Source organism: Archangium minus, assembly GCF_044360475.1.
In the GTDB taxonomy this organism is placed as follows: domain Bacteria; phylum Myxococcota; class Myxococcia; order Myxococcales; family Myxococcaceae; genus Archangium; species Archangium minus.
The window spans coordinates 3,884,184-3,906,398 of the sequence record NZ_CP043494.1; the positions used below are offsets into that span (position 1 = coordinate 3,884,184).

Annotated in this window: 13 protein-coding genes; 4 read left to right on the forward strand and 9 right to left on the reverse strand. The window is 68.2% G+C overall.

What is annotated here, in order from left to right; genetic code table 11:
- Positions 1-202: 202 nt before the first annotated feature.
- From F0U60_RS16060 to F0U60_RS16070, 3 genes are all read right to left on the reverse strand, one after another.
- Entirely contained in the window at positions 203-1,456 is a 1,254-nt protein-coding gene (locus tag F0U60_RS16060) for an ATP-binding protein (protein ID WP_395820348.1), read from the reverse strand.
- The gene (gene ercA / locus F0U60_RS16065) at positions 1,440-2,603 is read right to left on the reverse strand and encodes an alcohol dehydrogenase-like regulatory protein ErcA (protein ID WP_395820351.1); all 1,164 of its coding nucleotides are present in this window, start codon (positions 2,601-2,603) and stop codon (positions 1,440-1,442) included. The genes F0U60_RS16060 and ercA overlap by 17 nt, the downstream gene beginning before the upstream one ends.
- 165 nt (positions 2,604-2,768) lie before the next feature.
- Complete coding sequence (locus F0U60_RS16070; protein WP_395820353.1) at positions 2,769-3,737, reverse strand: LysR family transcriptional regulator; 969 nt, start codon at positions 3,735-3,737, stop codon at positions 2,769-2,771.
- On the opposite strand from F0U60_RS16070, the gene F0U60_RS16075 reads away from it, so the two are divergent.
- Together F0U60_RS16075 and F0U60_RS16080 are read left to right on the forward strand one after the other, a co-directional pair.
- On the forward strand, positions 3,659-4,561 hold the full coding sequence (locus tag F0U60_RS16075; RefSeq protein WP_395820356.1) for a glucose 1-dehydrogenase: 903 nt from the start codon (positions 3,659-3,661) through the stop codon (positions 4,559-4,561). The genes F0U60_RS16070 and F0U60_RS16075 overlap by 79 nt on opposite strands.
- A 133-nt stretch (positions 4,562-4,694) precedes the next feature.
- A complete protein-coding gene (locus F0U60_RS16080) occupies positions 4,695-5,342 on the forward strand; it encodes a DJ-1/PfpI family protein (protein WP_395820359.1) in 648 nt (215 codons plus the stop codon).
- A 25-nt stretch (positions 5,343-5,367) separates the two neighbouring features.
- Here F0U60_RS16080 and F0U60_RS16085 read toward each other — a convergent pair whose 3' ends face one another.
- A complete protein-coding gene (locus tag F0U60_RS16085) occupies positions 5,368-6,342 on the reverse strand; it encodes a GlxA family transcriptional regulator (RefSeq protein WP_395820362.1) in 975 nt (324 codons plus the stop codon).
- Positions 6,343-6,457: 115 nt separating this feature from the next.
- On the opposite strand from F0U60_RS16085, the gene F0U60_RS16090 reads away from it, so the two are divergent.
- Both F0U60_RS16090 and F0U60_RS16095 read left to right on the forward strand, forming a co-directional pair.
- Complete coding sequence (locus F0U60_RS16090; protein ID WP_395820365.1) at positions 6,458-6,826, forward strand: hypothetical protein; 369 nt, start codon at positions 6,458-6,460, stop codon at positions 6,824-6,826.
- The gene (locus F0U60_RS16095) at positions 6,823-7,140 is read left to right on the forward strand and encodes a DUF3817 domain-containing protein (protein ID WP_395820368.1); all 318 of its coding nucleotides are present in this window, start codon (positions 6,823-6,825) and stop codon (positions 7,138-7,140) included. Before F0U60_RS16090 ends, F0U60_RS16095 begins: the two co-directional genes overlap by 4 nt.
- 44 nt (positions 7,141-7,184) lie before the next feature.
- On the opposite strand, the gene F0U60_RS16100 is transcribed toward F0U60_RS16095, so the two are convergent.
- The 5 genes from F0U60_RS16100 to F0U60_RS16120 form a co-directional block, all read right to left on the reverse strand.
- On the reverse strand, positions 7,185-7,961 hold the full coding sequence (locus F0U60_RS16100) for a thioesterase II family protein (protein WP_395820371.1): 777 nt from the start codon (positions 7,959-7,961) through the stop codon (positions 7,185-7,187).
- A gap of 122 nt (positions 7,962-8,083) precedes the next feature.
- Entirely contained in the window at positions 8,084-8,398 is a 315-nt protein-coding gene (locus F0U60_RS16105; RefSeq protein WP_395820374.1) for a hypothetical protein, read from the reverse strand.
- Between the two features lie 214 nt (positions 8,399-8,612).
- Entirely contained in the window at positions 8,613-10,976 is a 2,364-nt protein-coding gene (gene pbpC / locus F0U60_RS16110; protein ID WP_395820377.1) for a penicillin-binding protein 1C, read from the reverse strand.
- Positions 10,966-16,716, reverse strand: coding sequence for an alpha-2-macroglobulin (locus tag F0U60_RS16115; protein WP_395825270.1), 5,751 nt, complete (start codon positions 16,714-16,716; stop codon positions 10,966-10,968). The genes pbpC and F0U60_RS16115 overlap by 11 nt, the downstream gene beginning before the upstream one ends.
- Complete coding sequence (locus F0U60_RS16120; RefSeq protein WP_395820380.1) at positions 16,716-22,073, reverse strand: hypothetical protein; 5,358 nt, start codon at positions 22,071-22,073, stop codon at positions 16,716-16,718. Before F0U60_RS16120 ends, F0U60_RS16115 begins: the two co-directional genes overlap by 1 nt.
- Positions 22,074-22,215: the final 142 nt, after the last annotated feature.

Here is a 22,215-nt window from a genome sequence, read left to right on the forward strand (position 1 = left end):
AGGAAGGTAGAGGAGGTTCTTCTCTGCACAAGACGCTCGCTGTGAGGGGCAGGACTGTCCAGCCCTAGCGGGAATAAAGCAGAATCCCTCACGGGCGCGGTGAATGGAACTGGGCACCAGGCTTGCCCGTGCTGCGGTATCTTGGATTCTCAGTGCCTCAACAAATGCGCGCAGCACCGCTGGAACGGCAACATCCTCGCGGTCACTCGCTGGGGGGAGTGCTGATGGCCATCTGTCCAGCGTCCCTCCAGTCCGGCCTGGAGACGAGAGGCAGCGAGAAGGTGAAGGTCGTGCCCATACCGTCCGCCGGTTCCAGACGCAGCTGCCCTCCTTGGAGCTCGGTGAGCTGGCGGGAAATGTAGAGGCCTAGTCCGAGCCCTGGTGAGTCCTGCCCCACTTCCCTCAAACGTCCGAAAGGCGTGAAGAGCAGGGCGCGTTGCTCCTCGGGGATGCCTGGCCCCTGGTCGCTCACCGACACGCGAGCACTCTCATCCTTCAACTCGAAACGGACATCGACGGGTGCTCCTTCGGGTGAGTACTTGACGGCGTTCTCCAGGAGATTCGAGAGCACCTGCACGACGCGGGTCGTGTCTGCCTCGACGTACGCCGGCTCCGAAGGCAGTCGAAGACTGATGTGCCGGTCGGGCTCACGGGTGCGGAAGTCCGCCACTACATCGGCCACGAGCGCCCGCAGGTCCATGTGCGTGGGCCTCATGACGATCTGATCGTGCTCGAGGCGGGAGACCTCGAGCAGATCATCGACCAGGACGGCAAGCCGACGGGCCAGGCGGAGCATCCGGTTGAGCAGCTCGCCTCCGCATGCCTCCTGCTTTGTCCGACGGGCCCCCTGTTGAAGCAGGAGCAGCAGAGAGGTGAGGGGAGTGCGAAGCTCATGGGACGCAATGCCGAGGAACTGTGCCTTCGCTCGAGCCGCTGCCTCCGCCTCCTCCTTCGCCGTACGGAGCGCCTGCTCGATTCTCATCCGCTCCGTGACATCGCGGGCGATGATGACCAGGTATTGGCGCTGGCCGAATGCATCCTGGCGGATGGAGAGCTCGAGCAGCCGTTCTTCCCCCTCCCGCTGGAGCGACAGCAGCCCTGGGCCTGGACCAGGGTCACTTTCGCTCGGGTGAACGCACGCCTGGAGCACGCGCCACTCGCTCGCGGCGAAGAAGGATTCGAGCGGCCGGCAGAGCTGGGCGGTGCTGGAGACACCAAGCACCCACAGCCCCTTCCGGTTGGCATCCAGGACACGGAGGGTGGGCAGCTCCGTGACGATGATGGCCTCTTGGGTTTCGTCGAGCAGCGTCCGGAAGCGGGCAAGCTCCGTGAGGTGCTCCTGCAGCGCGCCGTAGTAGCTCTTACGAATGGAGCGCTCGCCGAGCCCGATGATGGCGTCTCGCAGGGACTCCCAGGTCACGGGTTCTTCGGGCGTTTCATCAGAAGGCTTGCTCATACAGCACCTCCACGTCGCGGAGTGTCATGCGGCGTGGGTTCGTTGCCATGCAGGGGTCTGCGAGGGCATGCCGGGCGAGGAAGGGAATATCGGAGCGTGAGACTCCCTTGTCCCGCAGCCTCAGCGCGAGGCCCGTGCTGTGCTTGAGTTGCCGAATTGCGGAGAGAAGGGCCTCCTTGCGTTTGCTCGGTGCGAGTCGGGTGGGCTCCAGCCCCAGCTTCTCCGCGATGAGGTCGAAGCGCTCGGGTACCGCCTCGTAGTTGAAGGCCACCACGTGGTCGACGAGGAGGGCGTTTGCTTCGCCGTGAGGGTTGTCAATGAGCCCTCCCATGGCGTGGGCCATGGCATGCACGGCACCGAGCGAGGTGTTCGAAAACGCGAGCCCGGCCTCGAGGCTGCCTTCCATCAACTGACAGCGAGCGGTTTCGTTGAGAGGGCTTTCCATGGCCGCTGCCAGGTTGTTCCAGACGAGCGAGATGGCAGCAAGTGCATACACATCCGTGAGCTTCGAGTGGGCATTCGAGACAAAGGCCTCGATTCCGTGCACGAAGGCATCCATGCCGCAACAAGCGATGAGAAAGGGGGTGAGTGTCCTCGTGGTATCGTAGTCGACGAGCGAGATATCGGGGACGATCGCCTTGCTGATGATGGAGACCTTCAGACGGCGCTCGGTGTCCGTGATGATCGCGAACTGGGAGACATCCGCCGAGCTCCCCGCGGTTGTTGGAACGCAGACGAGCGGAGGGATGGGTCTGGCGATCCGATCCACGCCTTCGAAGGAGAGGATGTCCTCCTTGTTGGCCAGGACGATGCCAATTCCCTTCGCGCAGTCCATGGGGCTCCCCCCGCCCACCGCGATGATGCCGTCGCAGTGCTCCTGCTGGTAGACCTGGACTCCTTGATGTACCTCCTGAGCCCGGGGGTTGGGGCTCACGTCCGTGAAGAGGTGGTAGCGCACCCCCTCTTGCTCCAGTGACGCGACGGCATCCCGAAGCCAGCCCGCCAGGATCACGCCGGGATCGGACACGACGAGAACCCGGGTCGCCCCAAGGTTGCGCGCATAGCGGCCGACCAGACACCTTGACCCCGAGCCGTAGACGATCTCGGGAGCGACGAACTTTCGGAGCTCTGTACTCGGTGTCTTCATGAACTCACTGGATGGTTGCACGGTCCGGCATCAGGCAAACAACCCCTTCCAGTAAATCTAGAGTCGGTGGTTGCCCCTGGGTAGAACCTGTCAGGGAGGCGAGTGGACCCAAGAAAGAGCGATGCGCGAGGCTTCATGCCTCGCAGCTCCATCACTCGGGCAGGCTCAGACCTTCAACATCTCGATCAACGCACGCAGTGCTGCCGGAATGTGTCGGCGGCTCGGATAATAGAGAAAAAAGCCGGGGAACGATGGGCTCCAATCTTCGAGGACCCGGATCAGCCGTCCCTGTTGCAGATGGTCAGTGACGTGGGCTTCGACCGCATAGGCGAGTCCCACACCCTCCAGGGCGGCCGCTGTCATCAGGTCGGGATCGTCGAGCACGAGCGGGCCGCTGACGGCGAGGGTGTGTGTTTCACCCGCACGCTCAAGCTCCCAGCGGTAGACCACACCGCTGGAGATATGGCGATAGCCGATACACCGGTGCTTCTTCAGGTCGGACGGAGTTCGCGGCGGTGCATGTTCTCTGAAATACGCGGGTGAGCCGACAATCGCGGTGCGCATGTCGGGGCTGACCCGCACGGAGATCATCTCCCGCCCGACGTGTTCGCCGAGACGGATCCCCGCATCGAACCGTCGGTCGACGATGTCGACGAAGCCATCCTCGACTGCCACCTCCAGCGTGACCTCTGGATACGCTTGGGCGAACCGGCCGAGCATCGGCGCCAGCACCATCATTGCTGCCATCCGCGGCACGTTGAGCCGCACCGTGCCCGCCGGCCTGCCGCGGAAGTCGTTCACCGTCTCGATGGCTCGCGCGATGTCGCCGAAGGCTGGCGTGAGCTGGGAAAGCAGCCGCTCGCCCGCCTCTGTCGGCGATACGCTTCGTGTCGTCCGATGGAGGAGCCGTACGCCGAGCCTGGTTTCGAGAGCGCGCAAGGAGTGGCTCAGGGTCGAGGGCATCATGCCTAGCCTCGCAGCCGCGCGCCGGAAGCTGCGCTCCTCCGCGACGGCGACGAAGGCGGCTAGTTCGGCGAATTCGGACCCGCGCATTGATGGCTCCTGGCCATCAGTACATACGAGAATCAGCGCGTTATCGCCAGCAATCCCGCCGAATACCTTCGCCTCATCCATCGAACGGAGGCATCCATGTCCGGCATCACCGAATCACGAGCAGCGCACGTCACCCCCCCTCCCGTCGGCTCGAAGGCCAGGTCGCGCTCGTGACTGGCGGAGGCACCGGAATCGGTCGCGCCGCCGCGCTCGCCTTCGCGCGGGAGGGCGCGAGCGTCGTCCTGGCGGGTCGCCGCCAGACAGAGCTCGACGAGGTGGCGCACCGTGTTGAAGCAGAGGGCGGCAAGGCTCTTGTCATCTCGGCCGACGTATCGCGTGCGGCGGATGTCGAGGCGCTCGTGGAAGGCACACTCGAGCGGTTTGGTCGGCTCGACTGTGCCTTCAACAACGCGGGCATCCAGGGGATGTTCGCTCCGATCGCCGACTCGTCCGAGTCTGACTTCGACCAGGTGATCGCCATCAACCTGAAGGGAGTCTGGCTCTCCATGAAATACGAAATCGCGGCCATGCTCCGGCAAGGCTCGGGCGGCGCCATCGTGAACACGTCGTCGTTTCTGGCCAAGGGTGCAGCGGTCGGTTCGTCCATCTATTCGGCCAGCAAGGGCGCGCTCGACTCGATGATCCGGGCGGTGGCGCTGGAGGTCTCTGGCCAGGGCATCCGCGTCAACAACGTCAACCCGGGAGTCATCGATACTCCGATGCTTCGCCGGTCCATCGACGACGAGATGGCCAGGCCGTTTGTGGCATTCACTCCGGCCAGGCGCCTCGGAGAACCGGCCGACGTCGGCGACGTGGCCGTCTGGCTCTGCACCCAAGAGGCGCGCTTCGTCACGGGTCAGTCGCTCCTCGTCGACGGCGGGTTCTCGATCGCCGGGATGCGTTAAGCCACCCCACGACTCTGAAAACACGTTTGGCCAGAACCCGTTGAAAGATGTCATTCGAGCCACTCGCACGTTGATGCGCTGAAGGCATGATGCCAGTCATTCCGTGCGGTCCCGCCGGATTGAAAGGACTTTCATGCTGGCTCAGATCATCCTCTTCGATGGCTTTGATTTGTTGGACGCGTTGGCCCCCTATGAAGTGCTGGGGGCGGGCGGTTATGTGGCGGGAGGCGCACTTCAGGTGGAGTTCGCCTCGTTCGAGGGGGCGAGGGAGGTGAGGAGCGGAATCAACGGGCTGAAGATACCGGCCACCGCCGCAATCGAGCCGCGCCGGGCTGACTTCATGATCGTGCCGGGAGCCGCCGGCCCGGTGAGCGGTGACGCTCCGGACAGCATTCCCTCCCTGCTATCTCGCGCGGTCTCCTCGGGTCTTCCGGACGTGCTTCATCAAGCGATGGCGAAGCCGGGCCTGACGATGGGGACTGTCTGTGGTGGGTCCGTTCTGCTCGGCATGGCGGGCCTCTTGAAGGGGCGTCATGCGACCACCAACCACCTGGGTTTGGACGCACTGGCGGCGACGGGCGCCCACCCGGTCGCCGCGCGCATCGTGGATGACGGGAATCTCGTGACGGCGGCTGGGGTGACGTCGGGTCTTGATCTCGGCGTGTACCTCATTGAGCGTCACCTGGGACCTCGCATCGCTCATGCGGTCGAGGCCATGTTCCAGTTCGAGCGTCGCGGTACGGTGTGGCGCGCGCAGGGCCCCGAGCCTCGTCCCTGGTGAGCTCGACTCCGCTCTCCCAGGCGTCTCAGTGGCTGGCCGGAGCGGAGCGGAACGCGCGACGGTAGGCTTGTGGGCTCGTGGTCACGAAGCGGCGGAAGTGGTCACGAAAGGCGGTTGCCGAGCCAAAGCCTACCCGCTCCGCGATGGCTTCCACGGAGTGTCCCGTCGTCTCGAGCAGCTGCTGGGCGCGGCGCACGCGGGCACGGAGGAGCCATTGGAGGGGAGTGGTGTCCAGTTGCTCGCGAAAGCGGCGGTTGAGTGTGCGCACGCTCAGCGCCGCGTGGCGCGCGATGTCCTCGAGCGTGAGCGGCTGATGCAGGTTTTCCTCGAGCCAGCGCAGCAGCGGCTCGAGCGACGAGCCGTCCGGGGCGGGCGGCGGGTGCAGGATGAACTGCGACTGCCCCCCGTCGCGCTCGAGCGGCATCACCGAGAGTCGGGCCGCATCCGCCGCGACCGCGGCGCCGTAGTCGAGCCGCACCATGTGCAGACAGAGATCGAGTCCCGCCGCGGCGCCCGCCGACGTCAAGAATTGCCCCTCATCGACATACAAGACGTCCGGGTCGACCTGGATCTCCGGATGGCGGCGCGCCAGCTCGTCGGTCGCCAGCCAATGCGTCGTGGCGCGCCGTCCATCGAGCAGCCCGGTCGCGGCGAGCAGGAAGGCCCCGGAGCAGATGGAGGCCACGCGTGCCCCCGAGGCTGCCGCCGCGCGAACCGCTCGCAGGAGCTTCTCCGGCACGGGGGCGCTCAAATCCGTGGTGCCGGGAAGAATGATGGTGTCTGCTCGCGCCAGCTCCTCCAGGCCCGAGTGGGTTCGGATGGTGAAGGCTCCGGCGTTCACCTCGGGCGTCACCCCGCAGACACGTACCTGGTATCCCGCCCGGCCCCCGGGCAGCCTGACACGCTGGAACACTTCACTGGGGATCGACAAATCAAACGGGACAACTCCGTCCAGCGCGACGATGGCCACGACATGCATGGCGCGAAGATGCACGAGCATCCATTTCCCGCCAAGAGGGGAGGGGCTGCCACCGGAGGTCTGGCCAGAAGTCGTCGATTCTTGTCCGTTAGGCCACTCGCGAGCGTGGCGCCCGGATGCGATACGCCCTTGCCTCATGCTGACCTACCGCATGCTGCTGTTGGTGAAGTTCGTGGGCGTCACCCTGTACGCGGGAGGCCTCATCGGTGGTTTCGTCGCCACGGCGCTCGTGGAGAGGAAGCGCGCCGTCCATGCCATTGCTTCTCCCGGGCTCGTGGTCACGTGGCTCACCGGCTATCTCCTGACCACACAGCTGCACCTGCCCCTGACGGAGCTGTGGATTCTGGGAGGACTCCTGCTGTCGCTGGTCTCACAGCTCGCGCTTGTCTACTCAGTCTCGCGCGATCGCCGGACGGTCAGCGCGTTCCTCGCGACCTTCGTTCCCTTCTTCCTGGTGCTGGTGCTCATGGTCTTCCGACCCACCTGGCCTGGAGTCCATCCATGAACGCGCTGCGCCATCTCCGGCTCATCGGGCTGCTGGAAGGGCTGTCCTTTCTGGCCCTTCTGCTCATCGCGATGCCGCTCAAATACCTGCTGGGCCTGCCGATCGCGGTCCGTGTGGCCGGGAGCGTCCACGGGCTCCTCTTCCTCCTGTTCGTCGCCGCGCTGTTTCGTGTGGCCCTTGAGCGAGACTGGCCACTGCGCCGTTCACTCGCGGCGTTCGGCGCATCGCTCGTCCCGTGGGGAACGTTCGTCCTGGATCGCCAGCTCAAGCGAGAGCTCGAGCAGGACCGGCGGGTGCATGGCGAGCGGGTTTAGCCCGTATTTCGTTTGTGAGGGCTTGCTCGCCGGATGGGCGGAGCTCAGCCGCCCTTTTTCGCTGGGAGCTGGAGATCCTCGACAATGGCCTTGTGCAGCCGGATCCGCTCGGCCGAGAGGAAGAAGTGGTTGCCGGGGAACATGCGCAGGCGGAAGTCCCTGGTGGTCTGATGTTGCCACGCCTCCGCCTCCTGCTGGCTGACCTCCGGGTCCTGCAGGGCGCCAAAGGAGGAGATGGGCACGTCCAGGGGCGGCTCGGGCTGGTACCGGTAGCTCTCTCCGACGCTCAGGTCCGCGCGCAGCGCGGGGAGCACCGTGTCCCGGACGTCGTCGCTGGTGAGCACCTCTCGGGGAGTGCCGAACCGGGTGGCGACCTCCTCCAGGAACTCCGTATCCGGCAGGTGGGTGATGGGAGACGGGGGCGCTTGTCGGAGGTGCAGGGCGGGACAGGCCGAGAGGAAGAGCCGGGTCGGCATGGGCCCGCCGTTGCGGCGCAGCCAGCGCGCCAGCTCGAAGGCGGTGATGCCGCCGAAGCTGTGCCCGAAGAGGGCGAAGGGGAGCTGCTTGACGAAGGGGAGCATCATGCCCGCCAGTTTCTCGAGCAGCTCGGGGAACTGGGTGATGGGTGGCTCGGCGCGGCGGGTGGCTCGGCCCGGCAGCTCGATGGGGCAGACCTCGACCGAGGCGGGGAGCTGGGTGGTCCACAGTCGGAAGATGGAGGCATCCCCTCCCGCGAAGTGGAAGCAGAACAGACGCAGGCTCGCCTGTGGGCGTGGCACGGGGCAGGTAACCCAACGGCGATAGACGGGGGGTACGCGCATGAGGGTGCCTTCCATGCTGCGGAGTGAAGGTGGGCCTCGTCAATACCCCCCCCCTTTGCACGCGGAGTCCCTCTCAGACCTTGGGAAGTCCGGGAGGGCCTCCGCGTCGAGGGGTCTACGCGCTACGGGGTTGTCGCGCAGCCACAGCCGCACTCATTGAAGAACGTCGTCTCTCCCTCCTCGCAGACGAAGAGGATGGCGGCACACGTGGCCGGATCGCGCGAGACGTAGCGCAGGTTCGGATCCTTGTAGTCGCACTTCTTCCGCTCCTCGGTTTCCTCCACGCCGGTAATTGGCGTGGCCTCGGCGCCCTCCTGCTGCTGCACGGTGGAGGCGTTGGCCTCCACGGCAGCATCTTCGGGCTGCGGACCACAGGCCGCGGTGAAGAGGCTGCCGACAAGGACGAGCGCGCCGAACGAGAGACGAAGCTGTGACACGGATGAACTCCTTTGCACGTTGATGGACCAGGACCAGCCCGGTCCGGCGCAAGGGTTCTCACGAGCCCTCTCTGACGCAAGGGTTCTGACGTGCCCACGCTGGCGCTTGTTTGTCTTCTCTTGTCTTAGAAAAGAAGATGCATTGTCTGTTGTTTGTGAGACTTGTAAGGAATTGTCAAGCTTTCGTGCAGTTCGTGTTTGAGGGAACGGAGGGTCAATCTTCCACGACCACCGTCACCGGTTGGCTCACCTGCGGGCGGTGCACCATCGCCGCTGTGATGACGTGTTGTCCGGGCCGCAGGCTCCAGCGGAACTCGTGCGGATAGGTCACCGTGGCCACCGGAACTCCATCCACCAGCCACACGATGGGCTCTGTGCTGGGAGTCACGTCCGCCGCCAGTCGCAGCGTCGAGGCCGAGGCCGGCGTGTCCGGATCGTAGAGCAGCCGCACCAGTCCCTTCGGCTCGCGGATGGCCACCTTCGGCTCGACTTCCTCGGGCCGGCTCGGGCAGAGCGGGCTCTCCCTCAGCGGCGCGATGTCCAGGTGCTGCTTCCGTGCCCACTGCTCGTACTCCTCCGGCAGGGCCAGCATCACCCGCGTCACCACCTCGCGCTCCGAGCAGGTGGGGCCTGCCAGCAGCCCGTTACGTCGGTCCAGCCGAACGCGTGCGTGGAAGGGGCACGTCTGTGTCGGGGCCGTGCCTGGGACGAACCACTCGCTCTTGCGGTGCGGGCACTCCGGCCCGGCCAGTCGGCCGGAGAGCGGGCACACGTCGATGGCCAGTGCTCCTGAGGGTGGCGGGAAGCTGTCGAGCACCGGCCGGTACGGGCGCCACTCGGGCATCACCGCATCGAGGATTTCATGTACCGCGCCCGCTGCGCCGAGCAGTCCGCCCACGCCATTCATCCGGCGCCAGTCATGGTTGCCCACCCATACGACCACGAGCAGCCGATCGCTGAAGGCCGCCGCCCACGCATCGCGGTAGCCCTGGCTGGTGCCCGTCTTCACCGCCACGGCGTACGGGAAGTCCAGCGTACTGCCCACGGGGAATGTTGGTCGCCGCGCCAGCGGGTCCGCGAGGATGTGGCGCACCAGCTGTGCCGCCTCGCGTGTCATCAGCCGGCGCGAGGGCGCTAGCGGCTCGTCGGCGAAGCGCCGCAGCGGGCGTGTCTCTCCCTCGTGGGCGAGCACCATGTACAGCCCCGTCAGCTCCTCCAGCGAGACGTGCAGGTTGCCCACCGCCAGCCCCAGGCCGTAGCGGTCGGGCTCGTATGAGATGCTTCCCACGCCCGCCTTCTCCAGGAAGCGCAGCGCCGGCTCTACCCCCACCTGCTCCAGCACGCGCAGGGCGGGGATGTTGCGCGAGTTGCCCAGCGCCTCGCGCAGCAGCATGGGCCCCAGGAATGCGTGGTTGATGTTCTCCGGCACGTAGCTCCGGCCGTTCTCCACCCGCACGTCCATGGGCGTATCCGCCAGCTCCGTGGCGGCGGTGACGATGCCTTTCTCCAGCGCCAGGCCGTAGAGGAAGGGCTTGAGCGTGGAGCCCGGCGAGCGCCGCTGCTTCACGAAGTCGATGGCGCCCCGGTGCTCCTCGTTGAAGAAGTCCCGCGAGCCCACGTACGCGAGGATGTCGCCCGTCTCCGTGTCCACCACCAGCGCGGCCGTATTGCCCGCTCCCGAGCCATCCAACTGGTGGAGGTTGCGCTGGAGGGTGTGCGCCACCTTCGACTGAATCTCCAGGTCCAGCGTCGCCGTGGAGATGGGCTGGGGACGGGCGCGGGCCAGCTCGCTCCACTCCAGCACCGCGTGCAGCGCCTCGGGCATGCGTTGGGGTCGGGGCACCAGGCCCAGGTCTGCCTGGAGGGATTGTTCCAATTCCTCACGCGAGAGGGTCCCCTGGGCGTGCAAGGCGCGGAGGATGCGATGGCTGCGCTTGAGGGCTCGCCGCAGTCCCTCCTGGGTGTAGGGGTTCATCCGCCCGGGCAGCTGCGGCAGGCCCGCGAGGAAGGCCGCCTGCGCCCACGACAGGTCTTCCACCGGCTTGTTGAAGTAGAGGCGCGCCGCACGCACCACCCCGTGCACCCGGTTGCCGTAGGGCGCGATGACCAGGTACTGGCGCAGCACCTTCTCGTGCCCATGCCCGTGCACGAGCAGCAGTGCCTCCACCGCCTCGCGCACCTTGCGCCCCGCGGTGCGCTCTCCGGGCGTCTGCAACCGCGCCACCTGCATGGCCAGCGTGGACGCGCCGGAGATGACGCGCAGGTTGCTCACGTTCTGTTTCAGGGCCCGTGCCACCGACGGCAGGTACACGCCCGGGTGCTCGTAGAAGTGCCGATCCTCGGTGACGAGCGTGGCCTGGACGATGCGCTCGGGCAGCACGTAGGGCACCGGCCAGTAGCCGAGCTCCCCGCCCGCTCCGGGCACCTCGCCCAGGTACGCGCCCCGCCGGTCCAGCACGAGGCGCGAGGGCTCGTAGCCGAGCAGCCCGTCCTGGAGGCTCGAGGCGAACCACGCGCCCGCCGCCAGCACCACGGCGAGCGCTGCCGCCACGCCCCAGCGTGTCCGCCTACTTCTCATGCTCTCCCTTCACCTGGATGCGCAGGCCCTCGCCACGGCCACGGACCGACTCCCGGTACATCAGCTCGGCGTAGGGCGCCGGGTGAACGAAGGAGCCCTCGGTGGCGGCGCGCACCCGGAAGTGGAAGGTGTGCGTGCCTCGCGGCATGCGCAGGAAGTAGTAGCGCACCTCGTTGTCCAGTCGCTGCACGTAGGCCGGGGTGAGGGTGTCCGTCTGTGAGGGCTTCGCGTCCGACGAGGCATTCGCCAGCTCCGGGTTGAGGGGCTCAAGGCCCGCGGCGAAGGGCACCACCAGCGCCACGTGGTTGCGCTCCTCCTCGGTGACGACGCGCGTGTGCAGCTCCAGGATGTCGCCCACCTTCAGCTGCTGCACGTCTCCGGCCTTGTCCTCGAAGCGCGTCTCCTCGGAGCCGTCCGCGTGCAGCCAGGTGGCGCCGCGCGACACGATGAATCCCTGCTTGAGAGGGGCCACCTTGTCCCCCGGCGTGGACGGCACGTACCGGGCCTCCACGCGCATGCCCACGGGCCCGCCCTTCACCGTGGCCGTCAGGGTCGCGTCGCTGGCCACCTCTGCTCGGGCTGTCTTCGCGTCCTTGCCCACCTTGAGGGTGGTTCCCGAGGAGAGCGTCGCGGTGGTGTCCGGCACTGCCGGCTTCGCTTTGGACAGGTACAGCGCCAGCGCACCGATGGCCCGCCTGTTCTCGAAGGTGCTGCCGAAGCCCGACTCCGCGTTCGCGTACGAGAGCAGTGCGTCGCGCAGCTGCTCCAGTCGCGGCTCGGCCGGGTCGAGCAGCACCAGCGCCTCGAAGACGGCCGCCACGCTCGAGGGCCGCGAGCTGAGGTAGCCGTAGCCGCCCCACGCCTCGCGCCGCCACTTGAGTCCCTCGAAGACGGGCTTGCCGTTCTTGAGCTTGATGATGACGCTGTCCCACAGCTCCTTGCGCAGCACCTCCAGGTTGGCGCGGTACACCGTGGACTGGGTGGACATGGTCGTGGCCAGGTCCGCCAGGCTCTGGATGTCCAGGCGCTCGCGCAGCTGGAAGAGATCGATGAGGTAGTGCTCGTCCAGCGCGCCCACGCGGGTGAGGGCTCGCAGCGCCGCCGTCTGCTGGCTGTAGCGCCACTCCTGCACCAGCCCCGGGTAGTCGCTGCGCAGCACGCGCTTGAGGCCCTCCACCGCACGCGTTTGCAGCTTCTCGTCCACCTTCAGCCCCGCGCGCCTCGTCGCGTCCAGGAACTCCACCGCCTGCGCCGTCACCTGCACGTCGCCCGGTCCTCCCGGCCAGAAGGCCATCAGGCCCTGCTCATCCTGGTAGAGGTCCATCTCCTCCTGGAGTCGCTGCACGTTGCCAGTGATCTGCTTGCCGAAGGGCGTGCGGATTCCCAGCTCTCGCAGCACCGCGGCTTGCGCCACGTCCGGGTAGAGCTGCGACAGCTTTTGTTCAAGGCAGCCGTGCGGGTACTCGGCCAGGTACTGCAGACCAGAGACCAGCTCCAGCACGCCAGGGATGGCGGTGATGAAGATGTCCTGCGAGGCCGTGCCCGGGCGTGCCGGTTCGGGCAGTGCCTTGAGCGTGACGTTGCCCGCTTTCAGCGTGTCGAAGTACGCGAAGTGCTCCACCGTGCGGTCCGGCAGCACGGGCAACTGCACCTCGAAGGCGTCTCCGGCCTTGTCTGACTTGCGCTCGATGTCCACGCGCACCTTGAGGGACTGCGGCTCGGACACGTCCGCGTTCTTCACGGTGATGGGCGTGACGAAGCTCATGGCCCGGTTGGCCTGTAGTTCCACGTTCTGGCTCAGGGGCTGGAGCTCCGCCGGGCCCGACACGAGCACCTTCACCGAGCCGGGTCCGCCGCTGCCCTCCACCACGCGGCCGACTGCGCCGCCCCAGAAGCGGTCTCCCTGGCGCACGAAGCGCGGGAGCTGCGGCTGCACCAGCACCGGCAGCCTCACGCGCAACACCGTCTGCTTGTAACCGAAGCGCTGTAGCCCGGAGATGGCCACCGCGCGCACGCGGAAGTTGGTGAGGTCGTCCGACAGTGGCACCTGCACCGTCAGCTTGCCGGAGGCCGGTACCTGCAGCGTGGCCTGGTAGTAAGGCACCGTCTGGAAGTTCTTGCGCACCACGCGCTTGCTTCCGCCCTCCATCTCCTCTTCCTCGCTGCCGTCACCGCCCGGAGCCTCTTCCTGCTCGAAGAGCTTGCCCACCAGGCTGTTGCGCGTGTCGCGCAGCGTGGTGCCGCGCGAGTTCTCCTTGATGAGCGCGTCGAGCGGGTGGAGCGTCGCTTCCGGCGCGAGCGACAGCACGGCTTCGTCCACCAGCCACAGCGTCACCTCGCCAGCCAGCGGCTTGCCCTGGTCGTCCTTGAGCGTCAGCTCCACTGGCACCGTGGCTCCGGGACGCGCCGTCTCCGGGTGTTTGATCTCCACGGCCACCTGGTTGCGCACCGGCTCCACCTTGACGTCCACGGAGGCCCCGAGCGTCTGCGGGCGGTAGCGCGAGTCGTCCTTGTCTCCCTCGCCAAGCCGGCCGCGCATCAGCAGCACGTGCACCGGCACGTTGGGAACGTGCTGGGAACGGATGGCCAGCTCGTGCACGGCCTTGCCACCAGACACGTCGTGCCAGGTGTACGTATTGCCACCCGGCTCCTCGACCACCACCAGCGCGCGGCCCTCCTGGAAGGGGCTCTGGATGATGAGTCGTGCCGTCTCGCCCGGCTTGTACGAGGCCTTGTCCGGGACGAGTCCGAAGACGCCCTGGCGCGACTTCTGCCAGGCGATGGGCGTCTGGCCTCCCACGTACAGGTCCGCCGTCAGCGTCTGCACGCGCCCCAGCTTGTCGCGCGCCACCAGCTCCACCACGTACACGCCGGACTCCTTCAGCTCCAGCGCGGGCGTGACGGGCTTCTCCTCCGTGGTGATCGTCTTCTCCGCGAGCTTCACGTCCTCCTGCTCGGTGACGTACCTGGCCTCGCCGGTGGCGAAGTGCGTTTCACGCAGCTGGCTGTGCCAGATGCGCTTGTAGAGACGCACCAGCACCTCCTGGCCCTTCACCGGCTTGTCATCCACGCCCACGGCCAGGAGCTCCGGCGCGAGCGTGAAGGGCTTGTCCGAGTAGCGCGGCAGCTTCATGCCCAGCACGAAGGGCGGCAGGGCCTTCACCTCCTGCGCGGAGGAGACGGGCTGGTTGTCCGCACCGATGACGGTGGCCTCGAAGCGGTAGATGCGCGCCGAGCCATCCAAGTCCAGCGCCGGGTTGACGCTCATCTCGTCGGCGCCGTTGTCATCCAGCACCGCGTTGCGCGTCATGGTCTCCGGAGCGCGGCTCTGTCCCTCGCGGGCGAACTGGGTGCTGGAGGCGAAGAGGAAGCCCTCGCGCCCCTTGGGCACGTAGTAGTAGGGGCGGCGCGTCACCGTCCACGAGATGGGCTGCCCGGCCACGTTGCCGCCCGCGTAGTAGCGCGCCACCGCCTTCACCTTGAAGGGCCCGTCCAGGCGCGCCGTCGCGGGGCTGGAGAGCTGCACCTCGAAGGTGGGTATGCGGTAGGCCTCCACCTTGAAACCGCGCGTCGCGAGCGTCTGCCCCGTGCGCACCTCTTCGAGCACCACCTGGTAATCGCCGGTGGGCACGTCGTTTTCCTGGAACTCGGCGGAGAAGCCATACAGTGCCGTGAAGGCCAGCGGCAGGTTCCAGACCTGCTCCCCAGGCCCCTGCACCCGCAGCGCGTACTTCTTCGCTTCCTCGGGGGCCACGAAGTCTCCGCCCACCTCGTTGCGCAGGAAGCCCTTGATGTAGACCTTCTCGCCCGGCCGGTAGATGGGCCGCTCCGTGAAGAGGAACCCGCGCAGCCCGTCATTCTGCGGCGGAGGTATCTGCTGAGTCAGCCACTCCAGCCAGCCCGAGGACGGCGACCAGTGGTTGTTGGCGAAGGACGCCGGAGGCTCGCGGGGATCCAACACGAGCAGGTCCTCACCGTTCTGCACGGTGACGCGCTCGATGCGCACCCAGTCCGGCTGGGGACCGAGGCTCGCCCGGCCTCCCGAGTCCGTGGTGAGCTCGGTCTTGAAGGGCTCCTCGCGCGTGATGCTCCTGTTGTTCGGGTCCGGCACGCGGCGATGACCCTCGAGCACGATGCGCGCGCCCTTGACCTCCTTCGCCTCGTCCAGCGTACGCACGAAGAAGACGGCCTTGTCCCGCTCCTCCACCGTGCTGAGCGAGAGGTTGGTGATCTGCACGCGGACGTAGGAGCGCTCGGGCGCGCCGGTGAGCCGCCTCAGGCCGACGAGGTACGTGCCCGGCCGCACCTTGCCCACCACCGGGTTGAGCAGGGGCGCCAGGTCCAGGCCGAACGTCGTGGTGCCACCGCGCTTGGGCAGGGGCAGATCCACCAGCGTGGAGACGAGCGGCGAGCCCAGCAGCCGGATGTGCGACCTCAGCTCGTCCTCGCCGATGTAGCCGGGCATGGACTTCACCTCGGGCTCCTCGCCGGGGAAGGGTGGCGCGCTCTCCTCGTTGATGACGATGGGCCGGTTGGGGAAGGGCCACAGGCCGGGGTGGAGCGGATCCACCCGGTAGATGCGCACGTCCGCGCGCGCGTCGCCGTAGCCCTGTAGCGGCAGCATGCGCGGGCCCTTGGCCTCCATCACCGCGGTGGCCTGCATCCAGCGCAGGAAGGGGCGCTTGAAGTCCAGGTGGAAGAAGACCTGGAGATCTCCCGGATCCCTCAGGGGCCGGTCGCTGTCGTCGCGGATGGGCGCGCCGCCAATGCGCATGCGGTACAGGGTGTCCGGTACGAACTTGCCTCGCAGCGCCACGCGCGAGCCGTAGGCCTGGAAGTGCAGGTCCGGCACCGCGGGCTCCAGCCGCACCAGCTTCTTGAGCGCGGTGAGCGTGAGGCCCTCCACCGGCGCGGAGAAGACGAGCTGCGGCAGGTCTCCCTGGTTGCCGCACGCGAGCGCCATGTCCCGAGGCGTGGAGGCGCCTCCCGTGAGCGAGAACATGCTCCCGCCGCACTGCACCTGCTGGAGGTGGAAGGCGGGCCGCGTGGACAGCCGGCCCACCCACAGCACCTTGTCCTCGTCGCCCAGCGCGAGGCTGACGTTGACGCGCAGCTGCTTGCCCTCGGGTACGTCCTCCTCGAGGGTGATGGCGTAGACGGCCTGCTCGCGCTGGCTGCCGCGCGGCAGTTGCGACAGCGTCCAGTCCTTCAGCACCCGCGTGGGCGAGTCCGCCAGTCCCGGCAGGTCTCTCACCTCCAGCCGGAGCATCTTGCGCAGCGAGTCGAGCGGCAGCGCCTGCGGGAAGGTGAGGGTGAAGGTGCGGAAGGGCCTCAGGTCCGTGCTGTCGGGCGACGGCGACATGCTCGAGGGCGCCGACATCATCGTGGTGAGCACCTTGCGCGCGCCGTTCGCCTCGAAGGAGAAGCGCGCCAGCGCGGGCCAGGGCTCGGCGGGGCGGAACTGGAGCGTCTTGCGGTCCGCCCAGAACCACTGGCCGGGCCACGAGGGCACCACCTTGAGCAGCTTCGCGCCATCATCGGCGCTCTGCTTGCCGGGCCCTACGTTATCGGAGAAGTAGACGGTGACCGGGTCGAACCCGCGCAGGAACTGGTCGGGGAGGAGCTTCACGCCCCCGCCCTCGGGGCGCTGGCTCTCGTCGGCCGGACGGTACTCCTGGGCCCGCGCGGGGTCGGCCGCGAGCAGCAGGAGCAGGCAGAGAACGGAGTTCACGAGGCGCATCACGGGTTGGCTCCGATGCGATTGAAGAAGTCACGCAGGTAGTCCTCGGGGACGTCGGTCCGGGTACCGGCGAGTCCCACGAGGACGGGCTTGAAGGGGAGGGGACGCCCCAGGGTCTGGGGCGCGTGGATGGCGAGCAGGTACGTGCCCTTCTCCAGGGCGAGCAGTTGCTGGCAGCCCTCGCCCAGCACGCGCTGGGCGGTGTCGAGCACGGTGCACTGGAGCAGCTCGGCGGGCACCTGCAGCCCCAGGCCGACCTGACCGGCCGCGTCGGTGTTGAAGCGGAAGTAGCGCGTCTGGCCCGGCGCCACCCAGCTCTCTTCCTTGGCAACTCCCTCGGTCAGCTCCTTCACTGGTTCGTGCGTCCAGGTGATGGAGCCGGAGAGGGGTTGGCTGGCGAAGCCGCGCACCACGAGGCGGTAGGAGCCGGCCTCGAGCAGCCGATCCAGGGCGCAGCCGCGCTCCAGGCCCGCCACCGCGAGCACCGTGGTGTCTCGGGTCAGGCCGCACACGCCCGAGTCGCCGCGCAGGTGGACGACGGCGTCGGCAGGCACGGTGAGGGTGCGCTCCACGGTCGCGCCGGAGAGCCGCAGGGCTTTCGCGGCGGGCAGCTCGGGCGCCTTCCCCTTGGAGGCGAGCGGCAGCAGGGCCGTGGTTAGCTCGGACTCAGGCGCGAGCACCGCGCGCACGCCACCCGGGTTCGTCTCCAGCAGCAGGTTGCCACTGTGGTTTGGGGGCACCTGGAGCTCACAGCCCTCCAGCCGCGTCCCATCATCGAGCGCGGCCACGCACCGCTCCGCTCCTGTCACCTTCAGCTGGCGCGGGGCGTCCGACGTGCCGAAGCGCAGCAGGTGCTGGCCGGGTACACGGACCGTGGTCTCGAAGAGAGTCGCAAGGGGTACGGACGGCTTCGCCGCCTCCATCGCGATGACTTCCGTCTGGACGCGGGACTCGGCCGGGGACCAGACGAACACTGCGCCGCCCGTGCCACTCAGGATGCAGCGTGAGAGCGCATTGCCCGGCGAGCACAGGTCCATCGCGGCGCCGTTGCCATTCACCAGCACGGCCCAGGCGTCCTGAGGCAGTGAGAGCTGCACGCGCACCGGCTCGTCAGGCATCACCAGACGCAGGCCGGGTCCGTTGCTCCATGACAGCTCCTGCAGGCCAGGCGTCAGCGGCATGGACGAGGTGGGGACTGGGACGGACAGCCGCGTGACGGTGGCCTCGCTCTTCTCGTCTCCGGGCGTCCACCAGCGCGCGAGTGACTCCTTCGTGGGGCCGGTGGCCGCGAAGCACACAGAGCTGCGCTGCTGTGCCACGCCCCCATCCAGCCGGCACGCCGGGTATGCCGGGTCGCCGAAGGGCACGCTCACGCGCAGCAGGTGCAGGGCTTCTCGCTTCGTGCGCTGGCGCTGGAGTGTGACTTCCCGCGTCAGCGCTGCACGCTCTTCCTCGGCGTTCTCCAGCGTGTCCACGCGCTCGGAGAGGGAGAGCTTCGTCTCGGCGGTGGCGCCGGGAACGCCGAACACCCAGTCACCGGCACTCAGTGAGGCCTCGGGGCCACACGGATTCAGGGGGCCCTGCTCGGACGCGGGCAGGCAGTAGACACCGCGGCCCGTCGCGTAGCGGCCGGGCGTCGGCACCTGGGCGCGGGTGGCCTCACCCGCCGGAATCTTCCCCCCGCCGGAGCGCAGGGGCCGTGCCGCCACGCCCGTGCTCACCTTGGTGGGCTGGCCCAGCGTCCACACGCGCACGCGCCAGGGCGAGGTGCCCGGCTTCAACAGCACCAGGCACTCGCGGATATCCATCCGCCGCGACACCACCGCGCCACGCTCGTCCTCCAGCGCGCACGAGAAGGGCGCCTTGGCACGCAGGGTCACCTGCTGCAGCGCCTCCGCCGGCACGGGTGGCAGCGTGGCGCGCACCACACCGGTGCCCACGTTCAGCGTGCCACCCTCGGCGAGCACTCCGGCGTCGGACACCTGGGCCAGCTCCACGGAGACTCGGGTGGGGCCTGGCTGCTGCGTCTGGCTCTCCAGCACCAGCGTGTAGCTGCCCCCAGGGAGCGGCTCGGCGATGGCGCAGTTCCAGTCCGCGCCATGGTCCGAGCTCTCCACCACGAGCCGCCCTGTGCCATCGAAGAGGCGGCAACGCACGTCCGTGCTGCCGCGCGTGAAGAGGCGCAGCGTGCCGTCCACGGGCAGCACCAGCGGGATGCGGCCGGGGACGCGCACGTCCTTGACCATGGGAGGCGCGAGCACCTCGGTGCGCAGGTACAGCGCGTAGGAGATGGCCACGTCCCCCCGGCTGTGCTCGGCCACCAGCCTGTAACGTCCGGGCTCGAGCGTGAGGGCCTGTCCCTCGGGGGCTGGCGCGTTCGCTGCTGGCAGCGGCTCCACGGTCGCGGTGGGCGCGCTCTCCTCCTCGCTCGGTGCGGGCGTCTCTTCCTCGCGAGACTCGTAGGATTCGGAGGACTCCTCCGAGGGCTCCTCCGATGACTCTTCGTTGCCCTCCCCACCTTCCGAGTACTCAGAGGACTCGGAGGACTCATAGGACTCCTCTGGTGTGGACTCCGGCTCCGGCTCGGGTGGAGGCGGCGGGGGAGGAGGGGAGTACGTCGTCTGCGGGGCGATGACCTCGACGGGCTTGAGCGCTCCATCCGCGGCGACGGAGTAGAGCCGCCCTTGCATGCCGTGGGTGAGCGTGAAGCGCACGTCCATCCGCGCCGGCACCTCGAAGGAGAACTCGTCCTTGCCGTCCTTGCTGAGATCCGCCCGGTACCACTTGTTGAAGAGCACCGCGTGCGTCTTGTTCCCCGAGAGCACCACCGGGGGCTCCACGCGCTCCAGCGCGGTGCGGCGCATGGACTCCACCGTCAGCGGGAGCTGCGTCCACAGGTACGTGCCCTTGCCGAGCCTCAGCGTCTGCTCGCAAGGCGTAGGCACCGTGACGACCGGCCAGCCCTTGGCGTCGTCCAAGCGGCACTGGAGGCTCGCGCCCAGCGCGGCGGAGGACAGCGTGTAGTCATTCGCTCGGGGCACCGTGAGCCGCTGTTGGATGAGATCTCCCGCGGCGACGCGGAAGAATGCTTCGCCATCGGCGGTGACGCCCTCGGCCGTCTTCACGTCACGCCGCTCCAGCAGCACGCCGCCGCGGCCCCTGCTCTGTCCCGTGGTGTTCGCGGTGAGCAGGTAGCGGCCCGGCCGCAGGTAGGTGGACACGAGGCAGTTGCGCCCGCGCCCCCCGCCGTTGGCGCTGCCCACCTGCGGCACCACCGGTGTGCGGATGCTGCACTGGGTGGACAGCAGGCCCAGCGTCGTCACGTGGTAGAGGCCCTCCTTCTTGACGTCGAAGGTGAGCGAGTGCGACTGCCCGCGCTCGAAGTCGAACCAGGCGGGCTCGGAGGGTTGCAGCGCCGGGAGGGGCGGGATGGTCGGCGAGTACGCGCTCAGCGGGGGCAACGGCGGCGCAGGCGGCGGAGGCCGATGCACCAGCAGGTTGATGGATGCGTTGCTGGCCTGGGTGAGCGTGAGCGTGCCGCCCGTGGACGGGAGCTGGCAGCGCCCATCGCGCGCCTCCACCCGGTTGCCTCCCACGGTGCAGGTGAAGGGCTCGCCGCCGGACGAGCGCACCTCTGCGGCGCCACCCTGCGCCAGGGGCAGCTCGAGCGGCGCCGGACCGTCGAGCACCACGGGGAGGAGCTCGGACAGAGCGAGGGGCAGTGGGCGCAGGACGAGGCCCCGCATGGCGCTACTCGTGCTCCGGTTGGCGACGATGCGGTAGAGGCTGCCCGTCTGTAGCTTTGCGCCTCGCATGAGGCACGACGTGCGGGTGGGGGTGTCCGCCTGGGGCTCCTTGCCCTCGGGGGCCAGCGTGAGCCGCTCGATGCCCTCGGTGCCGCCGTACAGCTTCAGCTCGTACACCCCGGGCGAGGCCGTGTAGGGGATTCGGCACGTCTGCGCCTTCGGATCCGTCTCGACGAGGCGGGTACGCCGGGCGCCATCCACCAGGTACAGCTCGCAGCGGTTCTTCCGATCCCCGCTGGTGGAAAAGACATAGCGCCCGGAGCGCGTCACCCGGAACCAGACGGTGGCGTTGGAGCCGTCGTAGTTGAAGGCGCGGCGGAACGGGCGCTCAGGGCCCACCTCGGGCATGTCGACGTACGACGTGGGGACCCAGTCCCCGTTATTCCAGTTCCCATTCCTGGGGACCCACGTCTCCAGCATGCACCCCAGGGGCGTGCTGTCTGGATCCAGCGGCACCTCATGGAGGCCCACCAGGTACTCGCCGGTGGAGGGCACGTGGAAGCGTGGCAGCACCGAGCCCGAGCCGTAGCCGCCGTCCATGAAGGTGTCATCCGTTTCGAGGGACGCCCACTGCAGCATCAGCCTCGTCCCAGGCTCGCCGCGCAGGAGGGCCACGTGACGACCCGCTCCGCCGACGGTCGCGTTGCACTGCGGAACGAGCGTCTTGCCCTGAATCTGGCAGCCCGCCTCCGCGGAGGAGACGTTGCTCGAGCCCTCGGGGGAGAGCGCATGCACGCTCACGCGGCTGGAGGACTGGGCGTTGCCCTCGCGCGACAGGAAGAGGGCGGTGGGCCCCGGGGGCAGCTCCACGGCGGACAGGCCCCAGGGCGGGAGGGTGACGCTCAGCGAGCGGCCCGCGGGCACCGTCGGGAAGCCGTAGGCCACGGAGAGGGTGTTGTCCTCCTGGCCCTCGGTCCACTCCTTCGGGGTCGTGCCGTAGGTGGTGAGCAGGTAGATGCCCGGGTCGAGCGTGGCCTCGAGCCACCACTCGTATTGAGGTTGCCCCGCGCGCGGTTGCGTCGAGGCATCCCTCCACTCGACGGGCTCCAGCCATGCGCCGTTGCGCCACAGCCGCACGTCCCCAGCGGTGCGGCCGGAGAGACGCAGGGTGACGGGCTGACGTTGTTCCAGCACGAGCCAGAAGGAGGCCTGGTGGCGCGGGGCGAGCACCTGGCGCACCTCGCGGCCCGGCTCCAGCCGCACCGGTTGGGCGTTGTCCTCCGTGTAGGCCACGGCCTTGAGGTCCACCTTCCCCTGGGTGCCCTTGCCCTTCGTGTTCGAGGCCAGGCGCAGCTTGTAGGTGCCCGCGTCCAGCAGCAGGTCCAGCTCGCAGTTGGCGCTGCCGGCGGCACCGCTGCTGGCGAAGGGGCCGCGCACCTGATCGACGATCTCGCAGGACGTCCCAGCGGGAGTGCGCGCGGTGATGACCACGCGGGAGGCGCGATCGAGTGTGACGAGCGTCTCCTGGTTGCCTCGCGCCGGGACGGACGCGGGCGAGATGCTGACGGCGTGCAGCACCAGGAGGGAAACCGACAGCGGTGTGAGGAACATGAGGGCCTCGGGCCGAGGCGCCGCGCGGGGATGGGCGCGGCCGGATGCTTCTCAATAGCAGCAATCCCCAGGCCACCCCAAAGCAGCCCCAGTCGAGACGGATAGGACGCGGAGTGCGGTCGTGAGGACGCGCTGTCGTGGC